This is a genomic window from Flavobacterium agricola (genome assembly GCF_025919725.1).
GTDB classification, from domain to species: domain Bacteria; phylum Bacteroidota; class Bacteroidia; order Flavobacteriales; family Flavobacteriaceae; genus Flavobacterium; species Flavobacterium agricola.
Map to the genome: position 1 here is coordinate 1,493,506 of NZ_CP081495.1, position 16,639 is coordinate 1,510,144.

Here is a 16,639-nt window from a genome sequence, read left to right on the forward strand (position 1 = left end):
TTTACTTACTCTTAAAAAGTTAAAGTTTTAATAATGATAAAGTATTTCAATAATTTTGCTCTTTATTACTTAACACAAGCTAACTAATTATTACATGCATATAAATAACGAAGAAGAAGAGTATAACCTTGCGCTTTCCCGTTTTGAGTCGATGCTTAAAACAAACAAAGTTTTCTTTTTCGATTCGGAAGAATTTGAAAACATCATTCTTCATTATCTTGATACCGGCCGAGTAAATTTAGCTAACAAAGCTTTAAAACTTGGTGTGGAACAACATCCAAATTCAACAGGACTAAAATTAGTTCAGGTTGAATTGTTTGTTTTTGAAAACAAACTGGACGAAGCCGAAAAAATATTAAAAGAAATATACGCAATTGAGCCAACGAATGAAGAAATTTACATTCAGCAAGCCAATATCTATTCTAAAAAAGACAAGCATTTAAAAGCCATTGAATGCTTGCAAATTGCTTTAGAATATACCGATGATTATGCCGATGTTTATTCTTTATTAGGAATGGAATATTTGTACATGGATCAGTTAGAACAAGCAAAAGACAACTTTTTAAAATGCTTAAAACACGATCCAGAAGATCATTCTGCTTTATATAACATTATTTATTGTTTTGACTTTTTAGAGCAAAACAAAGAAGCCGTTGTATTTTTAAACGAGTACATCAACAGCAATGCGTATTCAGAAATTGCTTGGCATCAGTTGGGCCGTCAATATTATCAACTTAAAGAATATGAAAACGCTTATCGCGCTTTTGATTACGCTACGTTAATTGATGATAGCTTTATTGGTGCTTATTTAGAAAAAGCAAAAAGCTTAGAAAAATTAAAACAATATCGCGATGCTATTGATGCCTATAAAATAACTTTAGGATTAGATGATCCTACGGCTTATGCTTATTTACGCATCGGAAAATGTTACCAAAAACTAAACGAATTAGACGAAGCTTTAGATTATTTTTTAAAAGCCGTTCATGAAGATCCGTTGTTAGATAAAGCTTGGGTTAGCATTACCAATTATTACAGCAATTTAGGTGAATACAACAAAGCTTTAGAATATTTAGATAAAGCCATAAGCATTGACAGCGAAAACAAAAATTACTGGAAAAAATATGGCGAAATCAATTTAGCACTTAACCTTTTAGAAGATGCCGAAAAAGGCTATCGCAGAGCAGTTGAACTGAACGATTACGAAATAAGTACATGGATGCTTTGGATTGATTTATTGCTTAAAACAGGAAGCAAAGATGAAGCATTACAAACCTTACTTACCGCTGCCGAGTTTTTTCCAGGCGAACATGAAGTAGATTATTATTTAGCCGGTATTTATTTTACCGAATTAAATTACGAATTGGGCGAAGAGCATTTAATTAAAGGTTTAACCTTAAATGCAGCTTACATTGATGAGTTTTATCAAAATTTCGAAAATTTAATTGATAATATAACCATACAACGTGTGATTGCAAATTTTAATTTTTTAAAAAATTAATCATAAACCTATTTTAAAATTCGGTCAACAAGCTTATCTTGTTGACCGAATTTATTTTAAACACATGCCATGAAAAATAAAAAATACATATACGGGCTTGTAGGACGTAATATTAGCTATTCATTTTCTCCAAAATATTTTAAAAATAAATTTAAAAACCTGGATTTAAAAAACTACAAATACAAAATTTTTGATTTAGAGAATATTAAAGAATTTGAAGGCATTTTAGACAACAAAAACGTACACGGACTAAACGTTACCATTCCGTATAAAGAAGAAATTATTCCGTTTTTAGACAAGCTAAATAAACACGCCAAAATAATTGGTGCTGTAAATACCATAACCATAAGTAAAAAAGGCAAAACAACCGGTTATAATACCGATTTCGTAGGATTTAAAAAATCGTTACAACCTTTACTTATGCCTTACCACAACAAAGCGCTAATTTTAGGAACCGGCGGTGCAAGTAAAGCAGTTGCATATGCGTTAAAAAAATTAAATATTGAATACGATTTTGTTTCGCGCACCCCAAACGAATATCAATTGGGATATCATGAATTAAACAAAAAAATATTTAACGAATACCAAATTATAATCAACACAACCCCAATCGGAACGCATCCAAATGTAGATAAAGCGCCAGATTTAGATTATTCGCTATTCACAAACAAACATATTGCTTATGATTTGGTGTACAATCCTGAAATTACTAAGTTTTTAAGTTTGGCTCAAAAACATGGTGCAGTAGGGAAAAATGGCTACGAAATGTTAGAATTACAAGCCGAAAAAGCATGGAAAATTTGGAATGAATAATTTAGCTATTAACATTTGATTAATAATTTTCATTTTTTTATCTTTCATAAATATAAATACTAAATCGAAACAAGATGTTAGATCAGCACGATAACCTGCAAAATGCAGACGGAAAACAAGAAAACGAAACGGCTATAAATAAAGCAGTAACCAATTTAAACGACGTTTTATCTGAGATTGACAATTCTAACGCTGAAGATAATGAAGATGACGGAGCCAAAAACATTGTTATCGAAATAAAAGATTACGAATCTTTTACTTTTGATGCCTTGGTTGAGGAACTCGATCATTTACTAACCGAATATCCAATTGTTTCGATAAAAAATAACGTAGAAGAAATTAAAAAGGTTTTTACGTTAAAATTCAACCATTTAATAGAAGAAAAAAAAGACGAATATGTTAATGAGCACGGCAACGATTTAGAATTTGAATATTTTTTACCGGCCAAAACCAAATTTGATGGCTTATTAAATAAATACAAAGACCGCCGAAACGCGCATTACAACCAATTACAAAATCAGCTAAAAAGCAACTTACAAAACAGAGAAGCTTTATTGGCCGAATTAAAAGAAGTTTTAGACAGCAGTACCGAAGATGCAAAATCTCTAGTTACTAAAGTTAACGACATCCGCAACCGCTGGCGCAATGCTGGGCCAATTCCGAAAGATAAATACAACTTAGTTTTTAACGATTATCAATTTCATATTGAACGATTTTTTGAACATTTAAACATGGATCGAGAAATGCGTGAAGTTGAGTTTCAGTTTAATTTTGAACAAAAATCAAAAATTATTGAGCGCGTTAAAGAACTTTTAGCTGAAGAAGATACAATAAAAGCATTTAAAGAGTTACAAACCTTACATCGCATTTGGAAAGAAGAAATTGGGCCGGTTGGTAAAGCCAAAGCTGATGAATTATGGAATGAGCTAAGCGAACTTACCAAACAAATGCACGACAAACGCGAAGCTTATTTTGCGCACCAAAAAGGCATTTATTTGCAAAATTTAGAAAAACGCAAAGCAATTATTGAAACCATTAAAAAGCTTAGCGAAGCCAAAACAAATGCACATAGCGAATGGCAAAATAAAATTAATCAGGTAGAAACCTTACGTGAACAATTTATAAACGGGCCGTGTACCTAATGAATTTAATGATGCCGTTTGGGAAGAATTTAAGCAAGAAGTTAAGGCTTTTAATGCCAATAAAAATGAGTTTTACAAAACCATTAAAAAAGAGCAACAAACCAATTTAAATAAAAAATTAGCTTTGATTGAAAAAGCTAATGCTTACAAAGATTCTGACGATTTTGCTAAAGCTACGCCAATCATGAAACAAATTCAAGATCAATGGCGCAACATTGGGCATGTACCTAAAAAACAATCTGATGTAATTTGGAAAGAATTTAAAGATGCATGTAATCATTATTTTAATCGTTTAAATAAAACATACGCAGCTAAAAACGATGCCGAACATGCGGTTTATGATGCTAAAAAACAATATTTAACCGAGTTGAAAGAATTTAGCTTACCAACCGATCATAAAGAAGGATTACAAGCTATAAAGCAACACATACAAAACTGGAAAGATTTAGGCAAAGTTGCGCACAATAAGCGTTATATTGAATCTAAGTTTAATAAGGTTTTAGATCATTTATTCGATCAGCTTACGTTAAGTAAAAAAGATATGGAATTGGAGAAATTTAATTCTAAAATTGATCAATTGGTTGATAATAAAGATAACAAACAATTGGCGTATGAAATTAATTCGGTACAACGAAAGGTAGAAGAAATTCAGAATGAAATTTTTCAGTTAGAAAATAACATTCAGTTTATTACTAATGCTAAAAAAGATAATCCGCTAATTAAAGAAATTAATAAAAATATTGATAAGCTTGGAGAAGATTTAAACATTTGGAAAGAAAAGTTAACACTTTTACGTAATATTTCTCTTTAAAAAAATACAATAATCATTCTTATAGTTGCGTTACTATATTAATAACTAACCTTTTAAACTATGAGAACTTTTAAAAAAAACATTATTATTGCAGTTGTTGTATTAGTTGCTTTTATGCTATTTATTATTGCTTATTATCAAGGATTACTGATAAAATAAATTATATAAAAAAATCCATGTGTTTTATACACATGGATTTTTTTTATCTTGTAAAAACCAAATTATTGCCGTTACTTAAATTGGCATCAAAGGCATAACCTTCGTAATTAAAAGCTTTAAGGCCATCAAGCGTTTCTACATTATGATCAATAATATAACGTACCATTAATCCGCGGGCTTTTTTAGCAAAAAAACTAATTATTTTAAGTTTACCATCTTTATAATCTTTAAATTCTGGAGTAATTACCGGAACTTTTAATTGCTTTTCATCAACAGCAGCAAAATATTCGTTCGAAGCTAAGTTTACAAACAATTCGTCTTCCGTTAATTCTTCATTTAACTTGGCAGTAACGGTTTCTTTCCAAAATTGCACTAAGTTTGGTTTATTATCTACGGGCAATTTAATGCCCATTTCTAAACGGTACGGCTGAATTAAATCTAAAGGTTTTAAAACCCCATATAAACCAGATAAAATACGTAATTTATTTTGCAGCACATTTATTTTAGCTTCGGGAATGCTGTATGCATCTAAACCCGTATAAACATCGCCATTAAAGGCATAAACAGCCGGACGTGCGTTAGCTGGCGTAAAAGGTAAATGCCAAGCCTGATTGCGCTCCCAATTTAAGTTGGCCAATTTATCAGATATTTTCATCAAATCTGCCAATTCTTTTGGAGAAAGTTGTTTGGCATAACTTTGTACTAGTTTAGCTTGATCTAATAAATCGGATTGTGTATAAGTAGAAATAGGTAATGCCGAATCAAAATCTAATGATTTAGCAGGAGATATAACTATTTTCATAAATTCAATTTTTAATTACTCAAAAATAAGGTTAAAAAAAATAACCTTCAAATGATTCAATTACTTAAAGGTTATTGGGCAATCAATTAAAACTATTGTTTTATTTTGTTTACTACTTTATAACTTATGTATAAAATAAACAACCAAATAGGAATTAATAATACTGAAATTTCTTTACCTATAAAGCACATAATAATTAATATTCCGATTAAAAACAGAATACAAATCCAATTGCTTATGGGGTAAAATAAACTTGGGAAAGCTGTTTTTTTGCTTTCTGCATTCATTGTATTTCTAAACTTTAAGTGCGTTACCGAAATCATAACCCAATTGATGATTAAGGCAGAAACTACTAAAGATAATAAAATACCGAAAGCTTTATTAGGAAAAAACAAGTTGATAAAGATACAAATTGCAACAATTGCTGAACTTGCCAAAATAGCATGAACAGGAACGGCATGTGCATTTAACTTCTTTAAAAAAGCAGGCGCATTGCCTTGGCTTGCTAAACCATATAACATACGGGAATTGCTGTAAACACAACTATTATAAACGCTTAATGCAGCCGTTAAAACAATTATATTTAAAGCATTTGCAATGATTTTAGAGAATATAATGGTATGCCCAAAAAGTGTAAATTGTAAATCGCTAATGTTATTAAAAACCGTAACAAACGGGCTGGTATTTGCAGTAATGGTTTGCCACGGCGCTAATGAAAACAGAATTACTATAGCACCAATATAAAAAATTAAAATTCTGTAAATAACTTGGTTAGTAGCTTTTGGAATTGTTTTTTCTGGATGATCTGCCTCGGCAGCCGTAATTCCAATCAATTCTAATCCTCCAAAAGAAAACATAACCAACGTCATGGCAGCTAACAAACCAACATACGTGCCGGATTCGGTTTCATTAAAAATACCTTTCGGAAAAAATCCGCCATCGTTCCATAAATTCGTAATCGTTGCTTCTTCCCCACCCGTTCCAGAAACTAATAGATAAGTACCAAATACAATCATAGCAATAATAGCAGAAACTTTAATAATAGAAAACCAAAACTCGGCTTCGCCAAAAAGTTTTACCGATCCTAAATTTAAGGCATTTATTACAAGAAAGAAAAATAAGCTAGAAGCCCACAAAGGAATTTCAGGCCACCAAAACTGCACGTAAATTCCAATTGCGGTAAGCTCGGCCATGCTTACTAAAATATACAACATCCAATAATTCCAACCTGATGAGAATCCTGCAAAGTTGCCCCAATATTTATATGCAAAATGACTAAAGCTGCCCGAAACCGGTTCGTGCACCACCATTTCGCCTAATTGGCGCATAATAAAAAAAGCAATGATTCCTGCTATTCCGTAACCAAGAATAACAGACGGCCCTGCTAACACAGCCGCTTCACCTAATCCTAAAAATAAGCCCGTACCAATAGCCCCACCCAATGCAATTAATTGAATGTGACGGTTGTTTAAACTGCGCTTTAATTTTTGTTCGGATTTGTTGTTTTTCTGTTCCAAATCGTATTTTAAATTATTTTTTGCTAAGGTAGTGAATTAGATAGATTGGATTTTTATTAGGTACATAATTTTACATTTTTTTATCTCGATGTATTAAAAAAAGCCAGGCTTTAGGCCTGGCTTTTTACTATATTTTTAATGTTAATTTATTCAACAATTTCCATTTCTTCAACTAAATGTGAAGCTCCAGAATATGTATCAATTAACCATAAAATGAAACGAGAATCTACGTTGATTGTACGTTGTAATTTAGGATCAAAAATAACATCACCAGCCATAGCTTCAATGTTACCGTCAAATGCTAAACCAATTAATTCACCTTTGCCATTTAAAACTGGAGAACCTGAGTTTCCACCAGTAATATCATGATCGGTTAACATGTTTACGTGTAAAGTTCCATCTTTATCCGCATAACGGCCGTATTCTTTATTTTCAGCCATTTCTAATAAACGTTGCGGTAAATCAAACTCAGCATCTCCTTTTTTGTATTTTTTAACCATACCATCTAAAGTTGTATAGTTATTTTCAGAAACCGGATTGCGCTTGTCTTTTGGTAAAGCACGCACCGTACCGTACGTTAAACGTAACGTTGAATTTGCATCTGGGTATTGAATATCTGAAATACCTGATTCACGTAAACCTTGAACTAATTTACGGTAAGCAGCCTGAAAATCGTTTTCAGCTTGCATTAACTCTTCAGATTTAACAGATAAATGCGTTAATAAATCGTTTGATAAAACCATTAACGGATCATTCGCTACAAAGTTTGCATTTGGCACTTCTAAAAAAGCTTGTACCGATGCAGCCGAACGGAAAATTGATTGTTCGAACATTGCGTTTACAGCATTTGCAAAATCACCATTATTTGTAGCTGTTAAAGCTGCAACTTGAGGAGCAACACCATAAGCTTTACCTTTAGCTGCATATAAATTTAATTGCGCTGCTAAAACATCTTGTTCTGCAGGCATATAAATGTTGTTGTAAAATTCTGTAACAACCTGAGCCAAAGCTGGTTTAATTTCTGCTTGTTTTGCTGCAGGTGCTTTAGCATACATTTCTAACTGACGGCCTAAACCACGAGAAATAGTTCCGAATGCAGATGAACGTAATAAAGTAGATAAGTAATTATCGTGAGATGCTTTTTCGTTCGTTAATGCGTAATAGTTATTAATTGTTGGTACAACATTACCGTATTTTGCTTTGTTAGCCGGTTTGTTAGCCCATTTATGAAACTTTGCTTCTTGTTTTGCTTTTGCTTTTGCAGTTTTAAACTGCGTTAAAGCATCAATCATTCCTTGTCTGTTTTTCCAGTAGTTTGCAATAGATGCATATTTAGATGCGTATTTTAAATTTACATCTTCATCTTCAACCATATATTTTTTAAGGTTGTCCATTCCAACTTTAGAACCTTCAACCCAAGCTGGGTAAGCATATTTTACGTTTTGCTCAATTCCTCCTGCTGGCATCCAACGGTTTGTACGCCCTGGGTAACCTAAAATCATAGAAAAATCACCTTCTTTAATTCCACCAATGTTAATTGGTAAATGGTGTTTTGGTTTTAAAGGTACGTTGTTTGTAGAATATGCAGCTGGTTCGTTATTTTGATCTGCATAAACGCGGAATAAAGAAAAATCTCCGGTATGACGTGGCCATTCCCAATTATCTGTATCTCCACCAAATTTACCAATAGATTCTTCTGGCGTTCCTACTAAACGAACGTCAGTATAATCTTGGTAAACAAAATAGTAATATTCATTACCTTGAAAGAAAGGACGAACTACTACAGTGTATTTACCACCTTCTGAGTTTTCTTCTTGAATTTTTGCAATTTCGTTGTTAATTACTTTTTCACGTTCTGCTTCGCTCATATCATCGTTTACTAATGATAAAATACGTTTAGAAACGTCGTCCATTCTAACAAAAAAACGTACGTATAAATTTTTTGGTTTTAATTCTTCAGACTTATCTTTTGCCCAAAAACCATTTTTTAAATAATTTGCTTCTGGCGATGATAATTCTGCAATAACATTGTACCCACAGTGGTGGTTAGTAAGTACTAAACCTTGCGGAGAAACCATTTCTGCAGTACAACCTCCGTTAAATTGCACAATTGCATCTTTTAATGAGTTGTTGTTTATGCTATAAATTTCTTCTGCAGTAAGTTGCAGTCCCATTTTTTGCATATCACGGTGGTTTAAACGGTCAATGAACATTAAAAACCACATACCTTCATTCGCTTTTACAGTAAAAGGTAATAATGTAAAAATTGCGACTAATGAAAGAATAATTTTTTTCATAATCAGTTCTAATTTATTATATGTGATTGCGAATATAAAATAAATAGCTTAGTTATTAAACAATCGGTATTGAATGTTTTTAAATATTTAATAAATTATTACCTTTTATGCAAACGGTTATTACAATACCATAAACAACAGCTAAAAACTGCTTTTAATTTTGTTTGCTTCGCGGATGGTAGGTATATAAAACCTCGGTTAAAAACTTACGGTCTAAATGCATATAAACTTCGGTTGTAGTAATAGATTCGTGTCCTAGCATAAGTTGAATAGAGCGCAAATCGGCTCCATTTTCTAACAAATGCGTAGCAAATGAATGTCGAAATGTGTGCGGAGAAATTGTTTTTTGTAGGTTTATTTTAACTGCTAAATCTTTAATTATGGTAAAAACCATTGCTCGGGTTAAGCTTTTACCACGGCGATTTAAAAATAGCGTATCTTCAAATCCTTTCTGAATTTTTAAGTGCAAACGCGTATGTTGCATGTACAGGTTAATGTACTTTTGGGTAGTTTGACTAATAGGCACAAAACGTTGCTTGTTGCCTTTACCCGAAACTTTTATAAATTCTTCTTCAAAAAATAAATCTGATATTTTTAAATCTAGCAATTCGCTAACACGCAAACCACAGCTATACAAAGTTTCGAGCATGGCACGGTTACGTTCGCCTTCGGGCTTAGATAAATCAATGGCTTGAATAAGTAAGTCTATTTCATCGCTCGATAGCGTATCGGGTAATTTACGACCTAACTTAGGCGCTTCTATTAATTCTAGCGGAAAATCGTCACGTAAACCTTCAACATTTAAAAATTTAAAAAAACTTTTTAAGCCCGAAATAATTCGAGCTTGCGAACGCGGATTCACCTTGTCTGAAATGGAATAAATAAATTGAGATATTTCTGTTTCGGAAATTTCTAAACACGTAACTTTTATATGGTTACATTCTAAAAAATCTTTCAATTTTAATAAATCTAATTCATAATTTTGCACGGTATTTACAGATAACCGCGCTCAATTTTTAAATAATTTTTAAAGTCTTTTATGGCAACATTCCATGAAATCATAGAAAAAAATAACATTTATTTTACGTTGTAAATATAATATTTTAAAAGCAAAGCGGTTATGTATCATATTAAAAAACAATAATTATGAAGTTAGGACAATGTATTAAAGCAGGTGCTTTAGGTTTAAGTTTGTTTTGTTTGAGCCAAGCTAATGCTCAGGTATTCGAAAATGAAAGATTTAAATTCGGAATTAAAGGTGGGTATTCGTTGTCATCAATCGCACCAACAAGCAAAAAAAATGTTTGGAATGATGGACAAGATCACAGAAACGGATTTTATGCAGGGGTTGTAGCAGAATATTCATTAACTCGCGAAAAAGGCGCATCAATTCAGCTTGAGGTATTGTATTCGCAACAAGGCGTAAAATATAAAGAAGATGTTCCGTTTATCGGGCAAGCATCGTACACGTTAGAATACGATTATATTACAGTACCTGTTTTAGCTAAAATTTATGTAATTGATCGCGTGGCGCTATACGGTGGACCAACGATTGCTTTTAATGTAAACGATAAATCGGTTTTAAAAATTGATCATGTAGAATCAAGCTTTAACAACGATATTAATAAAGTTGATGTTTTAGCAACTGCTGGAGTTGAAGTAACTATTTTTGACGGCATTTATGTAGAAGGGCGTTACAACCACGGATTAAAATCTGTTTTTAAAGATGCAGGAAATAATTTTAACAACTCGAACATTCAGGTTGGCGTTGGGTTTAAATTTTAATAAAAAAAGCAGCTTGTACAAGCTGCTTTTTTTATCTTAGTTAAAGCAAATCAGAAACTAAATGAAAAATCTTGCAATTTTAGCATTGTTACTTGTTATAACAAGTTCTTGCACTAAAGACAAGTTAATTGGCGAATGGAAATTTAATAAAGTAGTAGAAACAGATGCTACAAAAACAGCATCGTATTTTGAAAAAGATTTTTTTACCTCAGAAGCTATTTTTGCGGGCAACGGTTATTTTTTAATGTTAGATAAAGGTACTGCCAATCCGTTTGAAATGGCAAGTGCTGCATATCAACCTAAAGATCAAATGCTTTACGGAACATGGCAAAGAACTGAAGAAACAAATAAAATAAAACTGCTGTTGTTAAATGCCAAGCAAAATCCAATTCTTTTTATTGAAGAAATTAAAAACGACGGAGATAAAGTACAATTTAAAAGCCTTATAAATAGCAATTTAAATTCGTTACAATTTATTTTTACAAAACAAAATGATACTGATTTAGCTACAAAACAATACAACTTTTTAGCTCCAGATATAAATACATGGCGCATTCCTGCAAACCAAAGCGAAGGATATAAGCAAATTAATAATCGCGTAAAACAAAGTTTAGAATTTGCTTTGTTATATTATAAATATTGTCAAAAAAACAGTGATCACTTATCATTAAACTTTTTAAAACCAATTCCTATTCGATTTGCATCTAATGGCATTGCAACTCGTAAAAATGAAAATTGGGATGCATTATTTTATGATGCAGACCAAGCAGCCATGAGTTATAAAATATTAAAAGATGCTTTTAAAGCATCTAAAAAAATACCCAATAACATAAAAACGCCATTTGAAATTGGAATTTATACGTTAGAACAACTTATATATAATTTAGAAGAATAAAAAAAGCCCAATTTAAATTGGGCTTTTTTTATAAGGATTAGTAAACTTTTACTAATTCTACATCAAAAATTAAAATCGCATCTGGTGGAATAACACCTCCAGCACCGCGAGAACCATAACCTAAGTTAGATGGAATTACAAAACGTGCTTTATCGCCTTCTTGTAATAATAAAATTCCTTCATCCCATCCTTCAATTACTTGACCAACGCCAACTGTAAATTCTAAAGGTTGTTTACGTTTGTATGATTCGTCAAAAACAGAACCGTTTGTTAATTGTCCTTTATAATGTACTGCAACTTTAGCTCCTTTATAAGCTTGTTTACCTGTACCTTTATGAATCATTTGGTAACGTAATCCAGAAGCTGTTTCTTGAAAACCAGCTGCAATTTTATCTAATTCTGCTGCTGCTCTTGCTTTTTCTTCAGCCATACGTTTTTCACGAGAACCTTCAAAAGTTCTAAATGCTTCAATTGCATTCCATTTTTGAGCGGCATCACCTACTCTAACAATTTCTAATGATTCAATAACATCACCTTGATCAATTGCATCAACAATAGCTTGTCCTTCTACAACTTTACCAAAAACAGTATGTTTTCCGTCTAACCATGGTGTAGCTCCGTGTGTGATAAAAAACTGAGAGCCGTTTGTTCCAGGTCCTGCATTAGCCATAGATAAAATTCCAGGCGCATCGTGTTGTAGTTCCGGGTGAAACTCATCATCAAACTGATAACCTGGTCCACCAACTCCTGATCCTTTAGGACATCCGCCCTGAATCATAAAATCAGAAATTACACGGTGAAATTTTAAACCGTCGTAATATGGTTTTCCTTGTGGTTTTACATTGTTTTCTAAATTCCCTTCGGCTAAACCTACAAAGTTACCTACCGTTCCAGGCGTTTTGTCGTATGTTAATTCTACTAAAATCGTTCCTTTAGTTGTATTGAATTTTGCGTAAATTCCGTCTTTCATGATTTTATTTTTATAAATACTATGCAAATATAAACATTTATTTAGTGTTAAAAACCCGAATTTTAAGGCAGAATTTGTATTTTTTAAACAAAAGTAAAACCCAGCCAAATTTTAAATTGCCAAACACGGTTATTTAAAGTATTTTTGCAAAAATTTACAGTTATGCGTATTGACATCATTACGGTATTACCAGAATTAATTAGAAGCCCATTTGAAGCTTCTATCTTAAAGCGTGCAATTGCAAAAGGCTTGGTAGAAGTTCATTTTCATAATTTAAGAGATTATAGCACCAACAAACATAAAAACGTAGACGATTACCAGTTTGGCGGTGGCGCTGGTATGGTTATGAGCATAGAACCGATTGATGCATGCATTTCTAAATTAAAAGCCGAGCGCGATTACGATGAAGTTATTTATATGACGCCCGATGGCGAAACGCTAAACCAGCAAATTGCCAACGGTATGTCGTTATTAAAAAACATAATTATTTTATGTGGGCATTATAAAGGAGTAGATCAGCGCGTACGCGATCATTTTATTACCCGAGAAATCTCGATTGGTGATTATGTATTATCTGGCGGTGAACTTGGTGCAGCGGTTTTATGCGATAGCATTATCCGATTAATCCCTGGAGTTTTATCTAACGAAACTTCAGCCTTAACCGATTCGTTTCAAGACAACCTTTTAGCACCTCCAATTTACACTCGTCCAGCAGAATACAAAGGCTGGAAAGTACCCGATATTTTATTAAGCGGTAACTTTCCTGAAATAGAAAAATGGCGCGAACAAAAAGCTTTTGAACACACCGAAAACAGAAGACCCGATTTATTAAACAAATAAGCAAAATAATTTTATTTTTATTTAGTATTTTATAGAAATATAGTATATTTGCAGTCAATTTTGGACCAACCTCTGGCGAGGCCCGTGTATGTTGCTCTGAAAAAACATTTAATTTAAACAAAATGGCTTTAGATTTAGTAAAATTCGTTCAAGACGAGTTTGTAACAAAAAAAGATTTCCCAGATTTTAAAGCTGGTGATACTATTACTGTTTATACAGAAATTAGAGAGGGTGAAAAAACTAGAACTCAGTTCTTCAAAGGAGTTGTTATCCAAAGAAGAGGTACTGCAGCTACTGAAACTTTCACAATCCGTAAAATGTCTGGTAACGTTGGTGTTGAGCGTATCTTCCCAGTTAACATGCCAGCTTTACAAAAAATTGAAGTTAACCAAAGAGGTAAAGTTCGTAGAGCTCGTATCTTCTACTTCAGAGAGCTTACAGGTAAAAAAGCAAGAATTAAAGAATTACGTCGTAAGTAATTTTTTACTCTTAAAAGTTATAAAAAACCAACTACAATGTAGTTGGTTTTTTTTGTTATAGTATTTTTATTAAAACACTAAAAAAAACGCAACCAATAATATAAAACAGCTTTTTTTATTCAACAATTCATCTGCTTTCTATTTAAAAAATAAAAAAATCACATAAAAATTTTAGGTTTTACACAATTTTGTGTTTACAAATTACCAATCTGATAATTCGTTACTTACCCAAACATTCACAGCAAATATTTCGCATCATTTTAGTATATTTGTTTACCCTGAAAAAGGGAATTTTATTAATTGATTTGTTACAATTAAACTTTATAAAAATGTCAAAATCTAAGATTATTTACACATTAACTGATGAGGCGCCAATGTTGGCAACTTATTCGTTCTTACCAATCGTTCAAGCTTTTACATCTGCTGCAGATATTGAAGTTGAAACCAGAGACATTTCATTAGCTGGACGTATTCTTGCTAATTTTCCACAATATTTAAAAGAAGATCAAAAAATTGGAGATGCCTTGGCTGAACTGGGAGAATTAGCTAAAACTCCTGAAGCGAATATTATTAAATTACCAAACATCTCGGCTTCTATTCCTCAATTAAACGCAGCAATTGCAGAATTGCAAGCTCACGGTTATGCAGTACCAAACTACGTAGCTGATGCAAAAACTGACGAAGAAAAAGCAAACAAAGCAGCTTATGCAAAAGTTTTAGGTTCTGCCGTTAACCCAGTTTTACGTGAAGGAAACTCAGATCGTCGTGCACCTAAAGCAGTTAAAAATTATGCTAAAAAACACGCACTCAATGGGGGCTTGGTCAGCAGATTCTAAAACAAAAGTTGCTCACATGGAAGCAGGTGATTTTTACGGAACAGAAAAATCGCTAACCGTTGCTAAAGATTCTCAATTTAAAATTGAATTTGTTGGGCAAGACGGTGCTGTGAAAGAATTAAAAGGTTTAGCACCTTTAAAAGCTGGTGAAATTATTGACTCGTCAGTAATGAACTTAAAAGCTTTAAAAGCGTTTGCATCTCAAGTTAAAGAAGAAGCTAAAGCTGCTGGTGTTTTATTATCAGCGCACTTAAAAGCTACCATGATGAAGGTTTCTGACCCTATTATTTTTGGTGCTATTGTTTCTGTTTATTTTGAAGAAGTTTTCACGAAATATGCAACGTTATTTGCAGAATTAGGTATTAACCCAAACAACGGTTTAGGTGAATTATACGCTAAAATTGCTGGTCATGCACAAGAAGCTGAAGTAAAAGCAGCTATTGAGGCAGCTATTGCAAACGGACCTGCATTAGCTATGGTAAATTCTGATAAAGGAATTACAAACTTACACGTTCCGTCTGACGTTATTGTTGATGCATCCATGCCAGCAATGATTCGTACTTCTGGACAAATGTGGAACAAAGAAGGAAAACAACAAGATACGTTTGCTATTATTCCAGACCGTTCTTACGCTGGGGTTTACCAAGCAACAATTGAAGATTGTAAAGCAAACGGTGCTTTAGATCCTACAACAATGGGTTCTGTACCAAACGTTGGTTTAATGGCTCAAAAAGCAGAAGAATATGGTTCTCATGACAAAACTTTCCAAGCTGACGCTGCAGGTACAATTCGTGTGGTAGATGGTGAAGGAAATGTTTTAATGGAACAAGCTGTTGAGGCTGGTGATATTTTCCGTATGTGTCAAACAAAAGATGCACCAATTAAAGACTGGGTTAAATTAGCAGTTAACCGTGCTCGTTTATCGGCAACTCCTGCAATTTTCTGGTTAGATGACAAACGTGCACACGACAGAGAAATCATTAAAAAAGTAAACTTATACTTACCAGAATTTGATACAACAGGTTTAGATATTCGTATTTTAAATCCAGTTGATGCAACTAAATTATCTTTAGAAAGAATTCGTCAAGGGTTAGATACAATTTCTGTAACAGGAAACGTATTACGTGATTACTTAACCGATTTATTCCCAATTTTAGAAGTAGGTACATCTGCAAAAATGTTATCTATCGTTCCGTTAATGAATGGCGGTGGATTGTTTGAAACAGGTGCTGGTGGATCGGCTCCAAAACACATCGAACAATTTATTGAAGAAGGTTATTTACGTTGGGATTCGTTAGGTGAATTTTTAGCTTTACAAGCTTCTTTAGAACATGTTGCACAAACACAAGGTAATGCTAGAGCACAAGTTTTAGCTGATGCATTAGATGAAGCTAACGATAAATTTTTAGATACAGACAAATCTCCAGGACGTAAATTAGGTACAATTGACAACCGCGGTTCTCATTTTTACTTAGCTATGTATTGGGCTCAAGCTTTGGCTGCACAAACTAAAGATGCAGAATTAGCTGCTAAATTCGCTCCGATTGCTGCTGCTATGCAAGCTAACGAAGAAAAAATTAATGCTGAATTAATTGGTTCTCAAGGTAAAGCACAAGCAATTGCAGGATATTACCAACCAAACACAGAAGCAACATTTGCTGCAATGCGTCCTTCTGCAACATTAAATGAAATTGTTAACGCTATTTAATTAGCTAAAACATAATTGCAAATAAAAACCCCGCTTATGCGGGGTTTTCTTTTTAATCAAAAATCAAAAAAAGCCAATCAAGTTATG

General features: G+C 32.8%; 12 protein-coding genes and 3 pseudogenes. 10 read left to right on the plus strand and 5 right to left on the minus strand.

Features of this window, described 5'->3' with window-relative positions:
* The first annotated feature begins 94 nt into the window (after nucleotides 1-94).
* The 5 genes and pseudogenes from K5I29_RS07450 (at nucleotide 95) to K5I29_RS07470 (ending at nucleotide 4,264) form a co-directional block, all read left to right on the plus strand.
* Nucleotides 95-1,498 carry a tetratricopeptide repeat protein gene (locus tag K5I29_RS07450; protein ID WP_264432100.1) on the plus strand — a complete coding sequence of 468 codons (1,404 nt, stop codon included), beginning with the start codon at nucleotides 95-97 and terminating at the stop codon, nucleotides 1,496-1,498.
* Nucleotides 1,499-1,567: 69 nt separating this feature from the next.
* Complete coding sequence (locus K5I29_RS07455; RefSeq protein WP_264432102.1) at nucleotides 1,568-2,311, plus strand: shikimate dehydrogenase family protein; 744 nt, start codon at nucleotides 1,568-1,570, stop codon at nucleotides 2,309-2,311.
* A 74-nt stretch (nucleotides 2,312-2,385) separates the two neighbouring features.
* Nucleotides 2,386-3,453: a DUF349 domain-containing protein gene (locus tag K5I29_RS07460; protein WP_264432103.1), complete on the plus strand. Its 1,068-nt coding sequence runs from the start codon at nucleotides 2,386-2,388 to the stop codon at nucleotides 3,451-3,453.
* A gap of 73 nt (nucleotides 3,454-3,526) precedes the next feature.
* Nucleotides 3,527-3,628, plus strand: a pseudogene (locus K5I29_RS07465) (DUF349 domain-containing protein); the annotation flags it as partial.
* 9 nt (nucleotides 3,629-3,637) lie between these two features.
* A complete protein-coding gene (locus K5I29_RS07470; protein ID WP_264435177.1) occupies nucleotides 3,638-4,264 on the plus strand; it encodes a DUF349 domain-containing protein in 627 nt (208 codons plus the stop codon).
* Nucleotides 4,265-4,466: 202 nt separating this feature from the next.
* On the opposite strand, the gene yaaA is transcribed toward K5I29_RS07470, so the two are convergent.
* The 4 genes and pseudogenes from yaaA to xerA form a co-directional block, all read right to left on the minus strand.
* A complete protein-coding gene (gene yaaA / locus K5I29_RS07475; protein WP_264432105.1) occupies nucleotides 4,467-5,225 on the minus strand; it encodes a peroxide stress protein YaaA in 759 nt (252 codons plus the stop codon).
* A gap of 92 nt (nucleotides 5,226-5,317) precedes the next feature.
* Nucleotides 5,318-6,742 (minus strand): amino acid permease, encoded by a 1,425-nt coding sequence (locus K5I29_RS07480; protein ID WP_264432108.1) that lies wholly within the window; start codon nucleotides 6,740-6,742, stop codon nucleotides 5,318-5,320.
* 146 nt (nucleotides 6,743-6,888) lie between these two features.
* Nucleotides 6,889-9,039, minus strand: a complete 2,151-nt coding sequence (locus tag K5I29_RS07485; RefSeq protein WP_264432109.1) for a S46 family peptidase — start codon at nucleotides 9,037-9,039, stop codon at nucleotides 6,889-6,891.
* A 154-nt stretch (nucleotides 9,040-9,193) separates the two neighbouring features.
* Nucleotides 9,194-10,098: pseudogene (gene xerA / locus K5I29_RS07490) on the minus strand (site-specific tyrosine recombinase/integron integrase).
* Between the two features lie 87 nt (nucleotides 10,099-10,185).
* Between xerA and K5I29_RS07495 the strand changes: the two are divergent.
* Nucleotides 10,186-10,824: a porin family protein gene (locus tag K5I29_RS07495; protein WP_264432112.1), complete on the plus strand. Its 639-nt coding sequence runs from the start codon at nucleotides 10,186-10,188 to the stop codon at nucleotides 10,822-10,824.
* 61 nt (nucleotides 10,825-10,885) lie between these two features.
* Nucleotides 10,886-11,719, plus strand: coding sequence for a hypothetical protein (locus K5I29_RS07500; protein ID WP_264432114.1), 834 nt, complete (start codon nucleotides 10,886-10,888; stop codon nucleotides 11,717-11,719).
* Between the two features lie 37 nt (nucleotides 11,720-11,756).
* Here the strand turns inward: K5I29_RS07500 and K5I29_RS07505 are convergent, their stop codons facing one another.
* Nucleotides 11,757-12,689 carry a peptidylprolyl isomerase gene (locus tag K5I29_RS07505; RefSeq protein WP_264432117.1) on the minus strand — a complete coding sequence of 311 codons (933 nt, stop codon included), beginning with the start codon at nucleotides 12,687-12,689 and terminating at the stop codon, nucleotides 11,757-11,759.
* Nucleotides 12,690-12,851: 162 nt separating this feature from the next.
* On the opposite strand from K5I29_RS07505, the gene trmD reads away from it, so the two are divergent.
* The 3 genes and pseudogenes from trmD to K5I29_RS07520 all read left to right on the plus strand — a co-directional run bounded on the left by trmD (nucleotide 12,852) and on the right by K5I29_RS07520 (nucleotide 16,552).
* Nucleotides 12,852-13,529: a tRNA (guanosine(37)-N1)-methyltransferase TrmD gene (gene trmD, locus K5I29_RS07510; RefSeq protein WP_264432118.1), complete on the plus strand. Its 678-nt coding sequence runs from the start codon at nucleotides 12,852-12,854 to the stop codon at nucleotides 13,527-13,529.
* Nucleotides 13,530-13,651: 122 nt separating this feature from the next.
* Nucleotides 13,652-14,008, plus strand: coding sequence for a 50S ribosomal protein L19 (rplS, locus tag K5I29_RS07515; RefSeq protein ID WP_264432121.1), 357 nt, complete (start codon nucleotides 13,652-13,654; stop codon nucleotides 14,006-14,008).
* Between the two features lie 329 nt (nucleotides 14,009-14,337).
* Nucleotides 14,338-16,552, plus strand: a pseudogene (locus K5I29_RS07520) (NADP-dependent isocitrate dehydrogenase).
* The last annotated feature ends 87 nt before the right edge of the window (nucleotides 16,553-16,639 follow it).